Origin of the sequence: Pseudomonas versuta (assembly GCF_001294575.1) — a bacterium.
GTDB classification, from domain to species: domain Bacteria; phylum Pseudomonadota; class Gammaproteobacteria; order Pseudomonadales; family Pseudomonadaceae; genus Aquipseudomonas; species Aquipseudomonas versuta.
The window spans coordinates 55766-76879 of the sequence record NZ_CP012676.1 but is presented as its reverse complement, the minus strand read 5'-3'; the positions used below and the strand labels follow the sequence as shown (position 1 = coordinate 76879).

Here is a 21114-nt window from a genome sequence, read left to right as displayed (position 1 = left end):
CAAAGCTTATGAAACGGATTCTTCTCGGTACTCTCTTTACTGTTGTTTCCCTCAATGCCATGGCGCAAGCACCGGGTGGCCCGAACTGCGGTTGGGGCAACATGCTGTTTGAAGGTCAGCGCGGCACACCGGCTCACTTCCTCGCCTCAACCACCAACGGCACCTCCGGTAACGCTACCTTCGGTATGACCTCCGGGACCAACGGCTGTACGACCAAGGACGCCCTGACCTACGGCGGCAAATCGTGGATTGCCATGAATGGCATGATGAACGAGCTGTCCGAAGACATGGCCAAAGGCAATGGCGAAGCACTGACCACCTACGCGGTGGTGCTGGGTGTCGCCCCTGAAGACCGCGACCATTTCGCGGCAGTCACCCACGAGCACTTCCAGCAAATCTTCAGCAAAGCCGACGTAACCGCTGACGATGTGCACACCAACACCCTCGCTATCCTCAAAGGCGATGCACGCCTGGCGAAATACGCAACTGCTGCGTAGTAAATGAGACCCGCCCGCTCCTCCCGGAGCGGGTATTCTCCTGCTTCACTTCTATTCGTCTGACAACAGTTGCCCACCATGCTCAAACGCCTTGCCTATCTGGCGCTCTGTGCCTGCGCCCCGTTGTATGCCGCACCCCATATCGACGATCAACGTTTGCAGCAGCTGGCCAACGATCCTTTCTGGATCTCCCTGGGGCACTATGAAGCCCGCAAGCTGGGCGGCTGGCGCAGCTATGTCAGCGACGACAAATTCTTTCTCGCCAAAGACGGTGCCCACCATCCGGATGCCGAATTGCGCGCTACCCTGGATGCGTTGTATGCCCCCCTGAGCCTGGGCGACAAGCACCCGCAGTGCGTATACCCGGCACGCACCCGCTGGCTCAAGGCCCAACTGAACCTGACCGACCTGCCCAAGGCCGAGTGCGCAGAGTTCACCCAGTGGTTTAAAGACGTGGCCCCCCACAGCACGGTGATGATTTTCCCGGCGGCCTACCTCAACAGCCCGTCCTCCATGTTCGGCCACACCTTGCTGCGTATCGACCAGGCCGATGTACAGAGCAACAAGACCGCGCTGCTCAGCTATGCGATCAACTTCGGCGCCTACATTGAAGGTTCCGACAACAGCATTCTGTATGCCTGGAAAGGTTTGGCCGGGGGGTATCCCGGTCTGTTTGCGCTGGTGCCCTACCAGGAAAAACTCTCGGAGTACCGCAGTCTTGAGAACCGCGACCTGTGGGAATACCGCCTGAATCTGACGCCCGAAGAAACTCAACGCATGGTCGAACATGTGTGGGAACTCAAACAAATCCAGTTCGACTATTTCTTCTTCGACGAGAACTGCTCGTACCGCCTTCTGGAACTGCTGCAAGTCGCGCGTCCCGGCTTGCAACTGACTACGCAATTCCCGCTGACCGCAATCCCCACCGACACCGTGAAAGCAGTGAAGGAAGCCGGGCTGGTGGAAAGCATCGAGTATCGCCCGTCCCGCGAGCGTGAACTGCTGGATCGCGCCAAGGTGCTGGACCCTGAAGAGCAGCAATGGGTACTGCAGGTCAGTGCCGATCAGGCCCAGCTGCAGAACCCGCAATTCAAGGCGCTGCCCAAAGAGCGTCAGGCGCTGATCATTGACGCGGCATATCGCATTGAGCGCTACCGGGCCAATGGCCTTGAACGAGACAGCGCACGCTCACAGCGCAGCTTCGAACTGCTCCGGGCGATCAACCAGAATCCCGCCCCCGGGCTTGAAGTCGAGAAACCCGAACTGCCGGAAAACGGGCACGAGTCACGCACCTGGCAGCTGGGCGCCGGCAGCCGGGACGACAAGGCATTTGCCGAGTACGGCCTGCGCATGGCCTATCACGACTTGAACGACAACGCGCCGGGCTTTCCGCTGGGAGCGCAGATTGAAATCCTGCAACTCAAGCTGCGCCAGTACGAAGGCAATCACTGGCAGGTCCAGCAGCTGGATCTGGCCAATATCCGCTCATTGACCCCACGTAACGACTTGCTCCAGCCCTGGTCCTGGCAAGTGGGCGGCGGGCTCGAGCGCGTCCTCGGCAAGCACGGCGACGAAACCCTGGTCAGCCACGTCAATGGTGGCGCAGGCGGTACCTGGCAACTGGGAGAGAATGTACTGGGGTTTGCCCTGGGCACCGTGCGCGTGGAGCACAACAATGACTTCGCAGCCTTTGTATCGCCTGCAGCGGGTTTCAACACCGGCGTGTTGTGGCGCAATACAGTGGGCAATCTGAGCCTGGAAGCCAAAAGCGACTACTTCACCAACGGCGAAATCCGACGCAGCCTGAGCCTGAATCAGCAATGGGAAGTGTCACGCAACCTCGGCCTGCGATTGACGGCACAACGGGAGTTCAGCCACCTTAGCGCTCCGGTAAACGAAGTGATGCTGGAACTGAAGTGGTATCACTATTAAATGGAGTTTAAGAACATGGCCGTAACCTGTGATTCCCTTGAACAAGTGCGCGAGAACATTGACCGCCTGGACCGCCAGATCGTCGGACTGATCGCCGAGCGCGGTGCTTATGTGTCCCAGGCCGCCGGCTTTAAAAAGACAGCGACGCGGTGAAAGCTCCCCTGCGGGTTGAACAGGTCATCACCAAGGCCCGAGCCTTGGCAGAACAACTGGGCGCCAACCCGGATGTGACCGAAAGCGTCTACCGCGCCATGATTGCTGCCTTTATCCAGCAGGAACTGGCAGAGCACTCAGCGTTGCAGCTGGCTGACTGAATAAATAAAACCGTAGGAGCGAGCTTGCTCGCGAGCTGTACGTTGTTGGATTGAAAAGCTCGCGAGCAAGCTCGCTCCTACAAGTTACCCGGCAAACCAATCTGAACCCTGACTCCCTCTGCGGCTCTAAATCCCACACCCCCGGAGGGACATCGTCATGAGCCGCGCGTTTGTAAACGAAGACACCGCCGCCGAACAGGCTAATACCCCCGTTGAGCGCCAGATCAGCGATCAGCCCAACTATGTAACCGCCGCCGGCCTTGACCAGCTACAAGCCAAAATCAGCGAGTTGCAGCGCCAGCACAGTGCCGAGTCAGCCCGACGCGATGACGCCGACAAACAACGCCTGGCCGATCTCGAGCGCGACCTGCGCTACTACAACCAGCGCGTACAAAGCGCCCATGTCGTCGCCCCTGCGACATCAACGCAAAAGGTGCAGATTGGCAGTTGGGTGACCTTTGCCGATGACTCGGGCAATGAACAACGCGTACAACTGGTCGGCGAGGATCAGGCCGATGCAGGCCAGGGGCTGATCAATTGGGGGTCGCCGCTGGGGCGCGCGCTGTTGGGCGCGCAACAGGGGGATGAAGTGCTGTGGTTTCGGCCCGCAGGGGATCTGCAGGTCGAAATCATCAGGATTGATCCGGCTTAAACCACGCCCTGGGCCAGCATTGCATCGGCGACTTTGACGAAGCCTGCAATGTTGGCGCCTTTCACGTAGTTGATACGGCCGTTCTCTTCACCGTAGTGCACGCAGGCATGGTGAATCGACTGCATGATGTTGTGCAATTTGCTGTCCACCTCGCCTGCCGTCCAGAGCAGGCGCATGGCGTTCTGCGACATTTCCAGGCCGCTTACTGCCACACCACCGGCGTTTGAAGCCTTGCCCGGGGCAAACAAAATACCCGCGTCGATAAACATATCCACCGCTTCAAGGGTGGTCGGCATGTTCGCGCCTTCAGCAACGCATACGCAGCCGTTGCTCAGCAATGCACGGGCCGCATCGGCGTCCAGTTCGTTCTGGGTGGCACATGGCAGCGCGATGTCACACACCAGCCCCCACGGATGTTGGCCAGGCAGAAACTCCAGGCCAAATTGGCCGGCCAGTTCGCTGATACGTCCGCGCTTGACGTTTTTCAGCTCCATCAGCGCCTCCCACTGCTCATCGCTCAAGCCGGCTTCGCAAAAGAGCGTGCCTTCAGAGTCCGACAACGAGATCACTTTGCCACCCAGGTCCATCACTTTACGGGCCGCATACTGGGCCACGTTGCCGGAACCGGAAATCGCGACACGCCTGCCGTCAATGCGCTGGCCGCTGCGTTTGAGCATCTCCTGGGCGAAGTACACGCAGCCGAAGCCGGTGGCTTCCGGGCGAATCAGACTGCCGCCGTAGCTCATGCCCTTGCCGGTCAATACCGACGTGAACTGGTTGCTCAGACGTTTGTACTGACCAAACATAAAGCCGATTTCACGCGCGCCCACACCGATGTCGCCCGCCGGCACGTCGACATCAGAACCGATGTGACGATACAACTCGCTCATGAAGGCCTGGCAGAAGCGCATGACTTCAGCATCGCTTTTGCCTTTTGGATTGAAATCCGAGCCACCTTTACCGCCACCCATTGGCAACGAGGTGAGGGAGTTTTTGAAGGTTTGCTCGAAGGCCAGGAACTTCAGAACCCCCAGATTTACCGACGGATGGAAGCGCAAACCGCCTTTGTAAGGGCCAATGGCGCTGTTCATCTGGATCCGGAAACCGCGGTTGACCCGCACTTTGCCTTCGTCATCAACCCATGACACGCGGAACACAATCGCGCGCTCGGGTTCACAGATGCGCTCGAGAATGCCTGAGTTCAGGTAATGGGGATTGGCTTCAAGGAACGGCCACAGACTGCGCAGAACTTCTTCTACGGCCTGATAGAATTCAGGCTGGTCCGGGTCACGTTTTTTCAGGCGGGCAAGGAAGTGGTCGACGGATTCGATCATGGGAAAAGTCTCGGCAAATTTGTTGTCGTTAGGCGCTGATTGGCCAGAACTTTATCAACTCATGCCGCACCGCGACAGCGCAAAATGTCGCAGTTATGAATTTAAATGGTGCTTTTATATAAATTAACCCAGTTAAACGAGTAATTGCGCACCATAAAAGTGATTCTTGTACCCAGTTCTGCACCAGATTATCCCCGTGGATTTCACGTAGCCACTGACGAGGCACGACCACCGGGCACAACCAGAAAGCCAAAAAAACGGAGCCCCGAGGGGCTCCGTTTTTTCTTGCTAACCGGCCTTACTGGGCCAGTTTCTTGTGACGTACACGGTGCGGCTGGTTGGCCGCTTCGCCGAGACGCTTTTTACGATCAGCTTCGTACTCGGTGTAGTTGCCTTCAAAGAAGACCGCTTGCGAGTCATCTTCGTACGCCAGGATGTGAGTCGCGACGCGGTCAAGGAACCACCGATCGTGAGAGATCACAATGGCAGCGCCCGGGAAGTCCAGCAGCGCTTCTTCGAGCGAACGCAGGGTCTCGACGTCAAGGTCGTTGGACGGTTCGTCGAGCAGCAGCACGTTGGCGCCCTCTTTCAAGGTCAGGGCCAGGTGCAAGCGACCACGCTCACCACCGGACAGGTCCTTGACGAACTTCTGCTGATCGCCACCTTTGAAGTTGAAACGACCGACATAGGTACGCGACGGGATTTCGTAGTTACCAATGCGGATCACATCGGAACCATCAGAAATGGCCTGGAACACAGTTTTGCTGCCATCCAGGTCATCGCGGCTCTGGTCCACACATGCCAGCTGCACGGTTTCGCCGATTTCAATGCTGCCCGAATCCGGTTGTTCCTTGCCCATCAGCATGCGGAAGAGGGTCGACTTACCGGCACCGTTACCGCCGATCACGCCAACGATGGCGCCTTTAGGCATGGAGAACGACAGGTTGTCGATCAGCACGCGATCGCCGTAACCCTTGGAGACGTTCTTGAATTCGATAACCTTGTCACCCAGGCGCGGACCGGCCGGGATGTAGATTTCGTTGGTTTCGCTGCGCTTCTGGAATTCCTGCGATTGCAGTTCTTCGAAGCGTTGCAGTCGGGCCTTGGATTTTGACTGACGGGCCTTGGCGCCTTTACGGACCCATTCCAGCTCGTCTTTCATGGCCTTTTCATGGGCCGACTGCTGCTTGGATTCAGCAGCCAGACGATCGGACTTGGCTTCAAGCCAGCCCGAATAGTTGCCTTCGTAAGGAATGCCCGCACCGCGGTCAAGTTCCAGAATCCAGCCAGCCACGTTATCCAGGAAGTAACGGTCGTGCGTAATCGCAACCACGGTACCCGGGAAGTCGTGCAGGAAGTGCTCCAGCCAGGCCACGGAGTCTGCGTCCAGGTGGTTGGTCGGTTCGTCGAGCAGCAGCATGTCGGGAGCCGACAGCAGCAGGCGGCACAGGGCCACACGACGCTTTTCACCACCGGACAGGTGTTCAACCTTGGCATCCCAGGCGGGCAGACGCAGAGCATCGGCAGCCACTTCCAGCTGGCGCTCAAGGTTATGACCGTCACTGGCTTGCAGGATCGACTCCAGCTTGGCCTGTTCTGCAGCCAGCTTGTCGAAGTCGGCGTCCGGGTCGGCGTATTCAGCGTAAACCTGATCCAGACGCGCCTGCGCATCCTTGATCACGCTAACGGCTTCTTCAACCACTTCGCGTACGGTCTTGTTCGGGTCCAGCTGTGGCTCTTGCGGCAGATAACCGATGTTCAGTTCCGGCATCGGGCGAGCTTCGCCGTCGAACTCGGTGTCTACGCCAGCCATGATTTTCAACAGGGTGGATTTACCCGAACCGTTCAAACCGAGCACGCCAATCTTGGCGCCCGGATAAAACGACAGGGAGATGTTTTTCAGGATTTCCCGCTTCGGCGGAACAACTTTGCTCAGCCGATGCATGGTGAAAACGTATTGAGCCATGGAGAACCTAGCGTCAGTGACTGATGAATAAGGCGCGAGCATTGCCCGATCAGGCCATAGAAGAAAGTCAGGGACTGATGTGCATCAATACCTGCTGATCGTAAAAGCCTGAGTGTAGGCGCTCGAATAACCGGCAAAGCTACCTGAATGCGTTGATCAGGGCAAACCAGCGCAAAGCGCAGGGCTGGCACTTTGCCACAACCCAAGGCATGCTAGGCGCCCTCTGGGCGTCCGGCTTATAGTGCGCGCGCGCCTTGTTTGCCAAATCGCAGGATCACAGCTTGCCCAATGTCACCCCGCCAACACTGACCCGCATACCAGGCCAATTCCTTGGCACACCTGTGCGCGGCACGTTAAAAGGCGCGCTGGCCACGCTGGTCCTGATACTGCTGGCAATGCTGTTCTGGCTATTGGTTGAACAGTTCCGGCACACGATCCAGCAGGAGCGCTTATCGAGTATCAATTACAGCGCAGACCTGGCCGACAATATCAATCTGAGCATGGCGCTCAGGGCTGAAACGGCCCTCAACCAGCTACCCACCTACGCGCAACCCAAAGCCCCGCACCAGCTACAGGAACTGCTCACCCGGCTGCGCCAATCCTTGCCGGCCCTGCAAAGCCTGGCCTTGTTGAGCGCCACCGGCCAAGTGCTGCTCGACAGTACGGGGGTCAGTCCCGACGCCGCCTACCTTGCCGACTGGATAAAAAGCACCCGGTTGCACAAGCGCACAGCCGGCTACTATTACAGCAACAACAGTGATGGCACTGTTGCCTATCTGATGTTGCGCCACCCTGGCGGTACGACCAACGGTTACTGGTTGCTGCGCATGAATCCGGATCTGCTACAAGACCTGGCACGCAATACCGTCAACAACCGCCCCCGATGGCTGATCGAAAACACACAGACCGGCAGAACGCTGAGCCGCAGCGCCCCCCCTCTTGCTCCGGTATCGGCCGTCGATCCTCAGGACGTCGATGACACAGTACTGCTGACTCCCTTGAGCAACAGCGACTGGCAGTTGCGCGGGCTGTTCAATGACAGGCTGGCGGCTGAGCACTTGCTCCCCGGACTGATTGGCAAAAGTCTGCTCGGCTTGTTGTTTTCCATGCTGCCGGTGGTCGCCCTGTTCAATATGCGCCGCCGCCAACGCCAACTGCACGAAGGGCGCCGTCGTTATCACGATATTTTCGAAGGCACCGGAGTTGCCCTCTGCGTACTCGACTTGTCCAGCTTGCCGGGGTTTCTCGAGCGCGAAAAAATTCGCGACAGCCACACGCTCAAGCAATGGCTGAACAACCAGCCGCATCACCCTCACCAGTTACTTGAACAATTGCGCATCACTGAAGTGAACCAGGTCGCCATGCAATTGCTGGAGGTCGAATCAGAGGACGGCGCGTGGTTAAAACTGATCAGCGACTGTCCGCAAACCGGCCCGGCCATCGGTTATCCGTTGGTAGAGGCGGTACTCGACCAACTGCAGCAGCTTGAGCTGGAAATCAAACTGGCCGACGCCCGGGGGCAAGACCTGCATTTATGGCTGGTGCTGCGCCTGCCCGATACTCGCCAGGACTATCACGCGGTCATCCTGAGCATTACCGACATTACCAATCGCAAGCTGATCGAGCTGTCCTTGCAGGAACGCGAAAGCTTCTGGTCCGACGTGGTACGTACCGTACCGGACCACCTCTATGTGCAGGATGTCATCAGCCAGATGATGATTTTCAGCAACTATCACCTGGGCCACACCCTGGGCTATAACGCCTGCGAGTTGCAGCAAATGGGGCCGTATTTCTGGGAGTTCCTGCTGCATCCCGACGACGCAGAGCACTATCACCAACTACGCCTGCAGCAACGTGACGGCGAGTATCTGCATCGGCTGCAATGCCAGCTGCGCTTTCGTCATCGCAATGGCGCCTGGCGCAGTTTTGAAATCCGCGAACAGGCGCTGGCCCTTGGAACAGGGGACCAGGTCACGCGAATTGTCGGGGTTGCCAAAGATATTACGGACCAGATCGAAGCCAGCGAATCGCTGCGCGACAGCGAGCAGCGCTACCGGATGCTGGCTGAGAGCATCAGCGATGTCATTTTCTCAACTGACCGTTTACTGCGCCTGAATTATGTCAGCCCTTCCATACAGACCGTGCTCGGCTACGACGCGGCCTGGGTTTTCGACAATGGCTGGCAATCGACCATCGCCAACCCGCAACAGCTTGCCAATATCTCCAGCCTGCTGGAGCGGGTCACTGCCGCACTGGACAACCCCGAGCAACTGACGGCTCTGCGCAGCCAACTACAAAGCCAGTTATTCCTGCTCGACTGTTTGCGGGCCGACGGACGCAAAATCCCCATGGAGTTGCGTCTGGTACTGGTGTGGGATGAGAACGATACGTTTGAAGGCATCCTGGGGGTGGGCCGCGACATCAGTCAGCAGCGCCGCGCGGAAAAAGACCTGCGCATGGCCGCCACAGTATTCGAACACTCCACCTCGGCAATCCTGATAACCGACCCTGCCGGCTATATCGTTCAAGCCAACGAAGCCTTCAGCCGGGTCAGCGGCTATGCCGTGGCGCAAGTGCTCGACCAATTGCCAAGCATGCTAACGGTGGATGAACAGCAGCAGGCGCATCTGCGTTACGTGATCAAGCAGCTCAATCAGCACAGTTCCTGGGAAGGTGAGGTGTGGCTCAAGCGCCGCAACGGCGAACACTACCCAGCGTGGGTCGGGATTACCGCAGTGCTGGACGATGAAGGCGATCTGGCCAGCTATGTGTGTTTTTTCAGTGACATCAGCGAACGCAAAGCCAGTGAACAGCGCATCCACCGGCTGGCTTATTACGATGCCCTGACCCACCTGCCCAACCGCACATTGTTCCAGGACCGCTTGCACACCGCACTGCAACAGGGCGACCGGAACAAATCGTGGGTGGTGTTAATGTTCCTCGACCTCGACCGCTTCAAACCGATCAATGACTCCTTGGGCCACGCCGCAGGCGATCGCATGCTCAAAGACATGGCGATCCGCCTGCTGGCCTGTGTTGACGACGACGATACCGTCGCGCGCATGGGCGGTGATGAGTTCACCTTGCTCCTGCAACCCCGCACCACACGTCAATTGGCCCTGAACCGGGCCATCAGCGTGGCCGAACAAATCCTTGCCAGCCTGGTACAACCCTTTGTCCTCGAAAGCCGTGAGTTCTTCGTCACGGCCAGTATCGGTATTGCCCTGAGCCCGCAAGATGGCAACGAACTCAGTCAGTTGATGAAGAACGCTGACACGGCGATGTACCACGCCAAAGAGCGCGGCAAGAATAACTTCCAGTTCTATCAGGCCGACATGAACGCCAGCGCCCTGGAGCGTCTGGAGCTGGAAAGCGATTTGCGCCATGCACTGGAGCAGGAAGAGTTCATCCTCTTTTACCAGCCCCAGTTCAGCGGCGACGGCAAGCGCCTGACCGGGGTTGAAGCGCTATTGCGCTGGAATCACCCGCGCCGCGGGCTGGTGCCGCCGGGCGACTTTATCCCGGTGCTCGAAGAACTGGGGCTGGTGGTCGATGTCGGGGACTGGGTCCTGACCGAGGCCTGCCGCCAGCTCAAACACTGGCATCAGGCCAAAGTGCGCGTACCCAAAGTGTCGGTCAATATTTCGGCGCGCCAGTTTTCGGACGGCCAGCTGGGTACGCGGATTGCCAATATCCTCAAGGACACCGGGTTGCCCCCGGCCTGCCTGGAGCTCGAACTGACCGAAAGTATCCTGATGCGTGAAGTCAGCGAAGCCCTGCAAATTCTGGCCAGCCTCAAAAATCTCGGCCTGAGTATTGCCGTCGACGACTTCGGCACCGGGTATTCCTCGCTCAACTACCTCAAGCAATTCCCGATCGACGTGTTGAAGATCGACCGTACCTTTGTCGACGGTCTGCCCTGCGGCGAGCAGGACGCCCAGATCGCCCGGGCCATTATTGCGATGGCCCACAGCCTGAACCTGGCGGTCATCGCCGAAGGCGTCGAGACCCACGAACAGCTGGACTTCCTGCGCGAGCATGGCTGCGACGAAGTCCAGGGCTATCTGCTGGGACGACCGATGCCGGCACGTCAGTTAGAGAAGCTGCTGCTGGCCAAGCAGATGCACGCGGCAAGTGACGAGTTACACATTTGACGTCACCCTTTGCTGCTTGCAGTTTGTTCAGGAACGCCGTGAATCGCTTTCATATGCCAGATAAAACCCATTGAGTTAGAATGCCCTCCTTTTCTGCCCCCGATCCTTGAGGACCGCCATGTTCAGCCGTGATTTGACACTTGCCAAGTTCGACGCCGACCTTTTTGCCGCCATGGAGCAAGAAGCTCAGCGCCAGGAAGAACATATTGAGCTGATCGCTTCGGAAAACTACACCAGCCCAGCGGTCATGGAAGCTCAAGGCTCGGTTCTGACCAATAAGTACGCCGAAGGTTATCCGGGCAAGCGTTACTACGGCGGCTGCGAATACGTCGACGTGGTTGAGCAACTGGCCATCGACCGTGCAAAAGAACTGTTCGGCGCCGATTACGCCAACGTTCAGCCGCACGCTGGCTCCCAGGCCAATAGCGCTGTGTACCTGGCCCTGCTGTCGGCCGGCGACACCATTCTCGGCATGAGCCTGGCCCACGGTGGTCACCTGACCCACGGCGCCAGCGTTTCGTCTTCGGGCAAGCTGTACAACGCCATCCAGTACGGTATCGACGCCAATGGCCTGATCGACTACGACGAAGTTGAACGTCTGGCCGTTGAGAACAAGCCAAAAATGATCGTGGCCGGTTTCTCTGCCTACTCGCAGATCCTCGACTTCCCGCGTTTCCGCGCTATCGCAGACAAGGTCGGCGCCTACCTGTTCGTCGACATGGCTCACGTAGCCGGTCTGGTTGCAGCTGGTGTTTACCCGAACCCGGTTCCATTTGCTGACGTAGTGACTACCACTACTCACAAAACCCTGCGCGGTCCACGTGGCGGCCTGATCCTGGCCAAAGCCAACGCCGACATCGAGAAGAAGCTGAACTCGGCCGTTTTCCCGGGTTCCCAGGGCGGCCCGCTGGAGCACGTTATCGCGGCCAAGGCCGTGTGCTTCAAGGAAGCTTTGCAGCCTGAGTTCAAGGCTTACCAGCAACAAGTGGTCAAGAACGCTCAAGCCATGGCTTCGGTGTTCATCGAGCGCGGTTTTGACGTGGTATCGGGCGGTACTGAAAACCACCTGTTCCTGCTGTCGCTGATCAAGCAGGACATCTCCGGTAAAGACGCTGACGCCGCTCTGGGCAAAGCCTTCATCACCGTGAACAAAAACTCCGTACCTAACGATCCACGCTCCCCGTTCGTCACCTCGGGTCTGCGTTTCGGTACTCCGGCTGTCACCACTCGCGGCTTCAAGGTTGAAGAGTGCCGCGAACTGGCTGGCTGGATCTGCGACATCCTGGACGACATCAACAACGAAGCCGTTATTGATGCTGTTCGCGAGAAGGTAAAAGCCATTTGCGCCAAGCTGCCTGTTTACGGCAACTGATAGTAAACAGCTGAAAAAAAGCCCGGCTTTCAAGCCGGGCTTTTTTGTGGGCGCCCTGCGGATACACGAAACCCCTTATGGATACACGTCCCCTGCAGGAGCGAGCTTCTTGAAGCCATAAACAGCTCGCGAGCAAGCTCGCTCCTGCAAAAATATGACGGCGCGGTGTCAGAGCCGTGCAAAACCTTCGCGGATTTTGGCTTCCGGTAAATCATCGGCAATAAATACCATCACGCTTTCTCGGGGCTCGCCTTGGGCCCACTCGGTGTCCCAGTCAAAACCGTAAAGCTTGAGCACGCCCTGAAACACCAGGCGCCGGTCTTCACCCGCAATATTCAACACGCCTTTGTAACGCAGCAGTTGTTTGCCGTGCTCTTCCAGCAGTTCGTTCATGAACCCGCTGAGGCTGTCGATATCCAGCGGCTTGTCGGTGCGCAGTACCAGGCTGGAAATACGATCCACAGAAGCCGCGGGCTGTACCGGACGCAAGTTCAACCCGCCACCCAAATCGGCGTTCAGATTAAACCCGCGCACATCCAGCAGTTCGGCCAGCTCAATCCTGCCGTGCTCCACCACACGGATCGGCGCCCGACGGTTGATCCGGGTCAAACGCTGGCACAGTGCGTCAAAAGTAGCTTCATCCACCAGATCCCGCTTGCTCACCAATAACCGGTCGGCAAAGCCGATTTGCGCCTGGGCGATGGTCTGGCTCAGGTGGACGTCGGCATGGGCGGCATCCACCAACGTAATGATGCCGTCCAGCAGATAACGCTCACGCAGCTCTTCGTCAATAAAGAAGGTTTGTGCCACCGGGGCCGGATCAGCCAGGCCTGTGCATTCGATGACCAACCGGTCGAAGGCAATTTCACCGCTGTCCAGACGTTCAAGCAGCAGGTACAGAGCCTTGGTCAGGTCCGTGTGGATGGTGCAGCAAACACAGCCATTGGACAGGGTCATGACTTGCACCGGTTCATCGCCCAGCAATTGGGTATCGATCCCGGCATCGCTGAATTCATTCTCGATCACGGCAATTTTCAGCCCGTGTTCGGCCTTGAGCAGATGGCGCAGCAACGTGGTTTTACCGGCACCGAGAAACCCGCTGAGGATGGTGACGGGAATGGGGGAGGACATGCAGAGTCTCCTTGAAAAATGAGGCTGCCAAAACGACTGTGGGAGCAGGCAAGCCCGCTCCCACAGTCAGATACAACCCGCCCTTAGCGGGTCAACAGCACTTGGGCCCGCCCTTGCCGCCGTAACGCGCCTCCTGGCGTTCCCGAAAGAACGCCTCATAGCTCATTACCGGCTTGTCCGGGTGTTTGGTTTGCATATGCTCGACGTAGTTGTCGTAGTCGGGCATGCCGACCATCAGGCGCGCGGCCTGACCGAGGTATTTACCGAGGCGACTCAGGTCATTGAACATGATTGCAATCCTCTGTCATGCATCCGGTACGGAGTGATACGGCGCTTCTTTATCCGTACGTTCTTTACGGCCCCAGGCCGCCGCACCGACTTTCACGGCATAGAACAGAATGCTGAACACCACGAACAGGAACAGCACGGTCAGACCGGCGTTGGTGTAAGCGTTGATGATCACGTGCTGCATCTGGTCGATGTTTTTCGCCGGGGCAATCACTTGGCCAGCATCCAGTGCGGTGCTGTATTTTTTCGCCAGGGCCAGGAAGCCCACCGCCGGGTTGGCGTCGAACAGCTTGATAAAGCCCGCGTAGGTGGTGCAGATCAGCAGCCAGATCGCCGGCATCATGGTCACCCAAATGTAGCGCTGGCGCTTCATTTTGATCAGCACGACTGTCGCCAGCATCAACGCAATCCCTGCCAGCATCTGGTTGGAGATACCGAACAGCGGCCACAAGGTGTTGATGCCGCCGAGCGGATCGATGACGCCCTGGTACAGCAAATAACCCCACATTGCCACGCACAGGCCGGTTGCCAACAAGTTGGCAGTCCATGATTCGGTGCGTTTGAGTGCAGGTACGAAGCTGCCGAGCAAATCCTGCAGCATGAAACGTCCGGCACGCGTACCCGCATCCACGGCGGTCAGAATGAACAGGGCTTCAAACAGAATGGCGAAGTGATACCAGAACGCCATGGTGTTTTCGCCCGGCAACACGTTGTGCAGGATCTGCGCGATCCCCACTGCCAGGGTAGGTGCGCCGCCGGCACGGGCCAGAACGGTGGTTTCACCGATGTCATGGGCCAGAGCAGTCAGTGCGTCCGGGGTAATTGCAAAGCCCCAGCTGGTGACCGTCTGGGCCACCGTCACCACGTCACCGCCGACAATGGCCGCCGGGCTGTTCATGGCGAAGTACACGCCAGGCTCGATCACCGATGCGGCAACCATTGCCATAATGGCCACGAAGGACTCCATCAGCATCGCGCCGTAGCCGATGTAGCGGGAGTTGCATTCGTTATCCAGCAGTTTCGGGGTAGTACCCGAGGCAATCAGCGCGTGGAAACCCGACACCGCGCCGCAGGCAATGGTGATGAACAGGAAGGGAAACAGCGCGCCTTTCCAGACCGGACCGGTACCGTCAACAAACTGGGTCAGGGCCGGCATTTTCAGCTCGGGCATGGTCACCAGAATGCCGATCGCCAGCGCCATGATGGTGCCGATTTTAAGGAAGGTGGACAGGTAGTCGCGGGGCGCAAGCACCAGCCACACCGGCAACACCGCAGCTACAAAGCCGTAACCGATCAGCATCCAGGTGATTTGCGTACCGGTGAACGTGAAGACCGGCGCCCACTCAGGGCTGGCCGCAATCTGGCCTCCCAGCCAGATGGAGCCGAGCAACAGCAGCACACCGACTATCGAGATTTCCCCGATGCGGCCCGGACGGATGTAGCGCATATAAATGCCCATGAACATCGCGATCGGGATGGTTGCCATTACCGTGAACATGCCCCACGGGCTCTCGGCCAGGGCCTTGACCACAATCAGTGCCAGCACCGCGAGGATGATGATCATGATCAGAAAGCAGCCAAACAGTGCGATGGTGCCAGGCACCTTGCCCATTTCCTCGCGCACCATATCACCCAGGGAGCGACCGTTGCGGCGGGTGGACATGAACAGCACCATGAAGTCCTGTACCGCACCGGCCAGTACCACACCGGCAATCAGCCACAGCGTGCCCGGCAGGTAGCCCATTTGCGCGGCCAGTACAGGGCCGACCAGAGGGCCGGCGCCAGCGATGGCGGCAAAGTGGTGACCGAAAAGAATGTGTTTGTTGGTCGGTACGTAGTCCAGACCGTCGTTATTGACCACGGCCGGTGTTGCACGCAGTGGGTCCAGTTGCATCACCCGGGTGGCGATAAACAGACTGTAATAACGGTAAGCGACCAGATAGATGGCAACGGAGGCCACTACGATCCACAAGGCGTTGATCGCCTCGCCTCGGCGCAAGGCCACTACGCCAAGGGCGCAGGCTCCTACAATTGCCAGCACCAGCCACGGGATGTGGCGTAGCAGGCTATTTTTATTATTCATTTTTATATTCCGGCCAGTTGGACAAGAAAGATTGCCCCCGGAGTTTAGCGCCCCCAGCTTTAAAGACCAGCCCCTTACCTTGGTCTAGAGCCTTCTTTTGCGGATTTGTGGCTGGCGACGCTGGCCTTTTGCGCAACATGGCGCCGCCGTCTGACCCGGGCTATTGAGCCGATTGCGCGCTCAACCCCTGCCGACTCTGTCAGCCATTCGAACGCCTATTCAAACAACGCATCCAGCGCTTGCTCCAGACGGGTCACGCCAATCACCTTCAGCCCCGGCGGCGACTCTTTGGGCGCGTTGCCCTGGGGCACGATGGCACGTTTGAAACCGTGCTTGGCTGCTTCCTTCAGACGCTCCTGACCGCTCGGCACCGGCCGCACTTCACCCGACAGCCCCACTTCACCGAACACCAGCAAATCATGGGGCAATGGTTTGTTGCGCAGGCTGGACATCACGGCGGCCATCAATGCGAGATCTGACGCGGTCTCCAGCACCTTGACCCCGCCCACCACGTTGAGGAATACATCCTGATCGTGGGTCGGAATTCCGCCATGTCGATGCAGGACCGCCAGCAACATGGCCAGCCGGTTCTGGTCCAGACCGAGGGTGACCCGGCGCGGGTTGGACATGTGGCTGTCGTCCACCAACGCCTGAACCTCCACCAGCATCGGGCGGGTGCCTTCCCAGGTGGCCATGACCACACTGCCCGGTACTTCTTCCTGCGCGCGAGTAAGGAAAATCGCAGACGGGTTAGAGACTTCTTTCAGGCCTTTGTCGGTCATGCCGAACACGCCCAGTTCGTTGACCGCACCGAAGCGGTTTTTTACCGCCCGCAACAAACGCAAACGACCGTCGGATTCGCCCTCGAAATACAGCACGGTATCGACCATGTGCTCCAGCACCCTTGGACCTGCGAGCGCGCCCTCTTTGGTCACGTGGCCCACGAGGAAGATCGCGGTGCCGCTGGACTTGGCGTAGCGCACCAGCAATGCCGCACTTTCACGCACTTGCGAAACGCCGCCGGGGGCAGATTGCAGTTGCTCGGTGAAGATGGTCTGGATCGAGTCGATCACCATGACCTTGGGTTTTTCCAGCTTGGCGGTAGCGATGATGCTTTCGATGCAGGTCTCGGTCATGACCTTGAGCTGATCCTGCGGCAAGCCCAGGCGTCGGGCACGCATCGCCACTTGCTGCTGCGATTCCTCGCCGGTGACATACAGCGCAGGCATGCGCGTGGCCATATGACACAAGGTTTGCAGGAGGATGGTCGATTTACCGATACCGGGGTCACCGCCGATCAGCACCACCGAACCGTCCACCAGACCGCCACCAAGCACCCGGTCCAGCTCGCCGGAAGCGGTGGAGAAGCGCGGGATTTCAGCGATGCTGACTTCAGCCAGGGTTTTGATCTGGGCTTGTTGCCCGGTCCAGCCGGTGCGCCCGCTGGGTGGGGCGGCGGCACCACTTTCGACAATGGTTTCAACCAGGGTGTTCCAGACGCCGCACTCACCGCACTGCCCGGCCCACTTGGGGAAAGTTGCGCCGCACTCGGTGCAGCCGTATATGCGCTTGGGCTTGGCCATCTGAACTCCACGGAAAAACCGCGATGATAGCCCAGCGAACCCGGGTTAGTGCGATACCGGCATGCGGATTTCGCCATTGGCCAGCCGGGCGGCACTGTTGCCCAATGCATCTTCGGCACTCAGGTCGGCCCCCTTGCGTGACAAGTCCTTGAGCAATTCAGCCCGTTTGAACAGCCCGGCATACATGGCAGCGGTCTGGCCGGCGCCGTTGCGCTGATCCGGGTTGCACTCCGTGGCCAGCAACCGTCGGGCGATCTGCACTTCGCCCTTGAAAATTGCGCCCATCAGGGCTGTATTGCCGCGTTTGTCTTGTACACACGCGTTCGCGCCGGCCTTCAGCAAGTGCTCAACCGCCTCACCCTGACCGTTATAGGCCGCAAGGATCAGCGCGGTGTAGCCCTTGCTGTCTTGTACGTTGAGGGTGTAGCCGGACTCGATAAAGGTATCGAGCATCGGCACGTCACCACGGCGTGCCGCGTCGAAGTAGTAGTTCTGGAGTTCGGCCTGTACATCGGGTTCGGCGGCCAGGGCAAGCCCGCTGACAATAAGCAGAGCCATAGAAACGACAACACGCATAATTAATCCCCTTACAGTGGGAGCTGGCTTGCCAGCGATGCGGGCAACACAGTTTTAATTTCAGACCTTGTTGATGCTATCGCTGGCAAGCCAGCTCCCACAAAGATTTTCCTGACTGTCAGTCGACCAGTTTGGCGGCCAGTGCCTTGACGCGGCTCAGGTCACCCTTGGCCACTTTGGTCACGCCGGTGCCGTATTCAGGGTCAGCCTTGTACAGAAACGACAGCATGATGTGCTTGCTTTCATCGTCAGTTGTGGCCAGCGACTCACCGAAGCTTGCAATCAGGTCCTGACGCTCTTTGTTGCTGAACGAGCGGTAAAGATCACCCGCCTGCCTGAAGTTTTGCTCACGCTCAATCTTCGCCTGCCGGGTAGTACCCGACAGCGGCAATTCGCTGTAACGCGCAGCTTGTGGCTCTTCGCGCGGCATCAAGCGGCTCGGCTGATAATTCACCCCGGTGCTGGTATGGCCGATATTCATCGCGCCGTCCTGGTTACTATTATTCACGGCAGTACGCGGGGCATTGATCGGCAATTGCATGGCATTGGCACCGAGGCGGTACATCTGCGTATCGGCATACGAGAACACCCGGCCTTGCAGCAGGCGGTCTTCGGAAGGCTCGATACCCGGCACCAGATTGGCCGGTGCCATCGCTACCTGCTCGGTTTCCTGAAACACATTGGCCGGATTACGGTTCAACACCATCTGCCCGACTTTGCGCTCAGGTATGCCCGGCCAGATTTTGGTTGCATCCAGAGGGTCGAAATCGAACGATTTCAGCTCTTCAGGCTTGAGCACCTGCACGTATAAATCCCACTTGGGGAAATCGCCCTGGTTGATATGCGTGACCAGATCATGGGTCAGGTGGCTGTAGTCACGGCCCTGAACCTGGGCGACTTGCCCGGGATCCAGATTTTTAAGCCCCTGCAGGCTTTTCCAGTGGAACTTCACATAGCGCACGTCGCCCTTGGCGTTCACCAGTTTGTAGGCGTGTACACCATTGCCGTCCATTTGACGGTAGCTGGCCGGCGTACCGGCGTTGGAGTACAACTCGGTCAGGGTGCGGGTCGCTTCCGGCACGTGGGAGAAGAAGTCGAAGCGCCGTGAGTCGTCGTCAAGGTTGGTACGCGGGTCCGGCTTAAAGGCATGCACCATGTCCGGAAATTTGATTGCATCGCGGATAAAGAAGGTCGGGAAGTTATTGCCTACCAGGTCCCAGTTGCCGTCTGCGGTGTAAAACTTGGTGGCAAAACCTCGCGGGTCACGCAGGGTTTCCGGCGAGTGGTTGCCATGCACCACGGCCGAAAAACGTACAAACACCGGCGTGGTTTCACCCGCGGCAAACACTTTGGCTTTGGTCAGGTCACTCAAGTCATCGGTCACGGTAAAGGTGCCGTGTGCCCCGGTGCCACGAGCATGCACCACACGCTCCGGGATACGCTCGCGGTCGAAGCGCTGAAGCTTTTGCAGCAACTGCACGTCTTGCAGCAATACCGGGCCGCTTGCCCCTGCCGTTTGCGAGTTCTGGTTATCGCCGACTGCGGCACCGTTGTCGCGAGTCAGGGTGGCGGCCTGAACCGAAACCGACAGCAGGCTGGCGCTCAAAACATACAGCAGGCGACGCTGCGAAAGCGTTCCAAAGCCTAGGGGAGTGGTCATGCAAAAGTCCTCTGGTTATTAGATGCGCATGGGAGTGCGCTGACCAAAGGCTAGAGGTCCAGGGACAGAATCCTAAATAGAAAGGTCGCAAGTGCTTGATTGAAATAAAAATCTGGCTTTGAAGCGTCTAAACGGGTACTAAGCGGGATTTTTTAGGACTTTTTTAAAACTATTGGCCCTTGAACCGGTCGATTTAAAAGCATGCAAGCATCGCAGCAGGCAAGATCGGCAAGGCTGACTTACACTGCACACACCAACTTCATATGTAACAAGGAATAACCTATGGGCGTGATCAGTGAGTTCAAGGCCTTCGCGGTCAAAGGGAATGTGGTCGACATGGCCGTCGGTATCATTATCGGCGCGGCATTCGGCAAAATTGTTTCATCCTTCGTTGGCGATGTAATCATGCCCCCCTTGGGTTTGTTGATCGGAGGGGTGGACTTCAGTGACCTGGCCATTACGCTCAAGGCAGCCGTTGGTGATGCACCTGCCGTGGTTCTGGCATACGGCAAGTTCATCCAGAGCGTGATCGACTTCATCATCGTCGCGTTTGCCATCTTTATGGGAGTCAAGGCGATCAATCGCCTGAAACGTGAAGAGGCTGTGGCCCCGAGCGCGCCACCAGTACCGTCTTCAGAAGAGGTACTGCTCAGCGAAATTCGCGACTTGCTCAAAGCGCAAAACAATCGACCTTAACGGTCCAGATAAAAAACGGCACCTCCAGGGTGCCGTTTTTTATTACAGGCGTGTTAATGCCTACCAATAGTTTTCCACTGCCACCTGACCCGGACGGCGACTCAGGCTTAGTTGCAAACCACGCTCTTTCAGCAACTTTCGGGTGTCATCAATCATTTGCGGATTACCACACAACATGACCCTCGAGTGCTCGGCTGTCAGTTTGATATTGACCCGTTCTTCAAGTGCTCCATGTTCAATCAATGTGGTAACTCGTCCCGTTAAAGCACCTTCGTGATGCTCGCGCGTGACAATCGGCACATAGGTAAACTTGTGTGCATATTCTGATAAGTAATCACGGTCAACCAGGCCGGCAATCAATTCCTGATAGGCCAACTCTCTGGTCTCCCGCGCGCTGTAAACCAGCACGATATGTTCAAACTTTTCCCATACTTCAAAATCTTGCAGTATCGACAGAAACGGCGCGATGCCGGTGCCGGTCGCGAGCATCCACAGGTCCTGGCCATCAACAAAACGGTCCAGGGTCAAAAAACCATAGGCCTGGCGTTCAACCAGCAAGGTATCGCCGACTTCCAGACGACTGAGTTCACTGGTGAACTCGCCTCCCGGCACGACAATGGAGAAGAACTCCAGAAATTCGTCATGGGGTGAGGAAGCCATTGAATAGGCTCTCCACACAGTGCTGCCATCAGCCTTGGTCACGCCCAGGCGTGCGAATTGACCCGCAGTGAAACGAAAACCCGGGTCGCGGGTGGTACGCAACGTGAAAAGGCCGGGGGTAAGCGGGGTAACCTCAAGCAGCGTCTGGCGGGTAAATTTTTCTGCACTGGCAGTCATGGGGCACTCCCTTGGATAGTGCCCTAGTGTCGCGCAAAG

15 protein-coding genes and 1 pseudogene are annotated in these 21114 nt (G+C 58.0%); 7 read left to right on the top strand and 9 right to left on the bottom strand.

Translation table 11 applies throughout. The annotated features are described in order from the left end of the window. Positions 1–8 precede the first annotated feature (8 nt). From AOC04_RS00345 to AOC04_RS00330, 4 genes and pseudogenes are all read left to right on the top strand, one after another. Complete coding sequence (locus AOC04_RS00345; RefSeq protein WP_003443943.1) at positions 9–497, top strand: DUF3015 domain-containing protein; 489 nt, start codon at positions 9–11, stop codon at positions 495–497. A 78-nt stretch (positions 498–575) separates the two neighbouring features. Beyond that, positions 576–2429: an Lnb N-terminal periplasmic domain-containing protein gene (locus AOC04_RS00340; RefSeq protein ID WP_060690653.1), complete on the top strand. Its 1854-nt coding sequence runs from the start codon at positions 576–578 to the stop codon at positions 2427–2429. A gap of 15 nt (positions 2430–2444) precedes the next feature. Continuing rightward, positions 2445–2743, top strand: a pseudogene (locus AOC04_RS00335) (chorismate mutase). 157 nt (positions 2744–2900) lie between these two features. Further along, positions 2901–3395 carry a GreA/GreB family elongation factor gene (locus AOC04_RS00330; protein WP_060690652.1) on the top strand — a complete coding sequence of 165 codons (495 nt, stop codon included), beginning with the start codon at positions 2901–2903 and terminating at the stop codon, positions 3393–3395. Here the strand turns inward: AOC04_RS00330 and gdhA are convergent. Continuing rightward, positions 3392–4729 carry an NADP-specific glutamate dehydrogenase gene (gene gdhA / locus AOC04_RS00325; RefSeq protein WP_060690651.1) on the bottom strand — a complete coding sequence of 446 codons (1338 nt, stop codon included), beginning with the start codon at positions 4727–4729 and terminating at the stop codon, positions 3392–3394. The two genes, AOC04_RS00330 and gdhA, sit on opposite strands and share 4 nt — an antisense overlap. A gap of 298 nt (positions 4730–5027) precedes the next feature. Next, a complete protein-coding gene (ettA, locus tag AOC04_RS00320) occupies positions 5028–6695 on the bottom strand; it encodes an energy-dependent translational throttle protein EttA (RefSeq protein WP_003443957.1) in 1668 nt (555 codons plus the stop codon). 281 nt (positions 6696–6976) lie between these two features. Between ettA and AOC04_RS00315 the strand changes: the two genes are divergently transcribed. Together AOC04_RS00315 and glyA are read left to right on the top strand one after the other, a co-directional pair. Then, positions 6977–10849 (top strand): sensor domain-containing protein, encoded by a 3873-nt coding sequence (locus tag AOC04_RS00315; protein ID WP_060696829.1) that lies wholly within the window; start codon positions 6977–6979, stop codon positions 10847–10849. A 118-nt stretch (positions 10850–10967) separates the two neighbouring features. Continuing rightward, positions 10968–12221 (top strand): serine hydroxymethyltransferase, encoded by a 1254-nt coding sequence (gene glyA / locus AOC04_RS00310; RefSeq protein WP_060690650.1) that lies wholly within the window; start codon positions 10968–10970, stop codon positions 12219–12221. Positions 12222–12389: 168 nt separating this feature from the next. Here glyA and yjiA read toward each other — a convergent pair whose 3' ends face one another. The 6 genes from yjiA to katB all read right to left on the bottom strand — a co-directional run bounded on the left by yjiA (position 12390) and on the right by katB (position 19542). Then, on the bottom strand, positions 12390–13352 hold the full coding sequence (gene yjiA / locus AOC04_RS00305; RefSeq protein WP_060690649.1) for a GTPase: 963 nt from the start codon (positions 13350–13352) through the stop codon (positions 12390–12392). 91 nt (positions 13353–13443) lie between these two features. Beyond that, positions 13444–13641 carry a YbdD/YjiX family protein gene (locus AOC04_RS00300; RefSeq protein ID WP_007937254.1) on the bottom strand — a complete coding sequence of 66 codons (198 nt, stop codon included), beginning with the start codon at positions 13639–13641 and terminating at the stop codon, positions 13444–13446. A 15-nt stretch (positions 13642–13656) separates the two neighbouring features. Beyond that, complete coding sequence (locus AOC04_RS00295) at positions 13657–15723, bottom strand: carbon starvation CstA family protein (RefSeq protein WP_060690648.1); 2067 nt, start codon at positions 15721–15723, stop codon at positions 13657–13659. A 215-nt stretch (positions 15724–15938) separates the two neighbouring features. Continuing rightward, the gene (radA, locus tag AOC04_RS00290) at positions 15939–17306 is read right to left on the bottom strand and encodes a DNA repair protein RadA (RefSeq protein ID WP_060690647.1); all 1368 of its coding nucleotides are present in this window, start codon (positions 17304–17306) and stop codon (positions 15939–15941) included. Positions 17307–17351: 45 nt separating this feature from the next. Further along, the gene (locus tag AOC04_RS00285; RefSeq protein ID WP_418054957.1) at positions 17352–17864 is read right to left on the bottom strand and encodes an ankyrin repeat domain-containing protein; all 513 of its coding nucleotides are present in this window, start codon (positions 17862–17864) and stop codon (positions 17352–17354) included. A 136-nt stretch (positions 17865–18000) separates the two neighbouring features. Then, positions 18001–19542, bottom strand: a complete 1542-nt coding sequence (gene katB, locus AOC04_RS00280; RefSeq protein WP_060690645.1) for a catalase KatB — start codon at positions 19540–19542, stop codon at positions 18001–18003. Positions 19543–19824: 282 nt separating this feature from the next. Between katB and mscL the strand changes: the two genes are divergently transcribed. After that, positions 19825–20238 carry a large-conductance mechanosensitive channel protein MscL gene (gene mscL / locus AOC04_RS00275; protein WP_060690644.1) on the top strand — a complete coding sequence of 138 codons (414 nt, stop codon included), beginning with the start codon at positions 19825–19827 and terminating at the stop codon, positions 20236–20238. Positions 20239–20298: 60 nt separating this feature from the next. Here mscL and AOC04_RS00270 read toward each other — a convergent pair whose 3' ends face one another. Beyond that, entirely contained in the window at positions 20299–21075 is a 777-nt protein-coding gene (locus AOC04_RS00270; RefSeq protein WP_060690643.1) for a ferredoxin--NADP reductase, read from the bottom strand. Positions 21076–21114: the final 39 nt, after the last annotated feature.

Excerpts from the sequence above, each read along its gene's own strand:
- AOC04_RS00345 (WP_003443943.1), top strand. The coding sequence starts at position 9 with ATGAAACGGATTCTTCTCGGTACTCTCTTTACTGTTGTTTCCCTCAAT.
- AOC04_RS00340 (WP_060690653.1), top strand. The coding sequence starts at position 576 with ATGCTCAAACGCCTTGCCTATCTGGCGCTCTGTGCCTGCGCCCCGTTG.
- AOC04_RS00330 (WP_060690652.1), top strand. The coding sequence starts at position 2,901 with ATGAGCCGCGCGTTTGTAAACGAAGACACCGCCGCCGAACAGGCTAAT.
- gdhA (WP_060690651.1), bottom strand. The coding sequence starts at position 4,729 with ATGATCGAATCCGTCGACCACTTCCTTGCCCGCCTGAAAAAACGTGAC.
- ettA (WP_003443957.1), bottom strand. The coding sequence starts at position 6,695 with ATGGCTCAATACGTTTTCACCATGCATCGGCTGAGCAAAGTTGTTCCG.
- glyA (WP_060690650.1), top strand. The coding sequence starts at position 10,968 with ATGTTCAGCCGTGATTTGACACTTGCCAAGTTCGACGCCGACCTTTTT.
- yjiA (WP_060690649.1), bottom strand. The coding sequence starts at position 13,352 with ATGTCCTCCCCCATTCCCGTCACCATCCTCAGCGGGTTTCTCGGTGCC.
- AOC04_RS00300 (WP_007937254.1), bottom strand. The coding sequence starts at position 13,641 with ATGTTCAATGACCTGAGTCGCCTCGGTAAATACCTCGGTCAGGCCGCG.
- AOC04_RS00295 (WP_060690648.1), bottom strand. The coding sequence starts at position 15,723 with ATGAATAATAAAAATAGCCTGCTACGCCACATCCCGTGGCTGGTGCTG.
- radA (WP_060690647.1), bottom strand. The coding sequence starts at position 17,306 with ATGGCCAAGCCCAAGCGCATATACGGCTGCACCGAGTGCGGCGCAACT.
- AOC04_RS00285 (WP_418054957.1), bottom strand. The coding sequence starts at position 17,864 with ATGGCTCTGCTTATTGTCAGCGGGCTTGCCCTGGCCGCCGAACCCGAT.
- katB (WP_060690645.1), bottom strand. The coding sequence starts at position 19,542 with ATGACCACTCCCCTAGGCTTTGGAACGCTTTCGCAGCGTCGCCTGCTG.
- mscL (WP_060690644.1), top strand. The coding sequence starts at position 19,825 with ATGGGCGTGATCAGTGAGTTCAAGGCCTTCGCGGTCAAAGGGAATGTG.
- AOC04_RS00270 (WP_060690643.1), bottom strand. The coding sequence starts at position 21,075 with ATGACTGCCAGTGCAGAAAAATTTACCCGCCAGACGCTGCTTGAGGTT.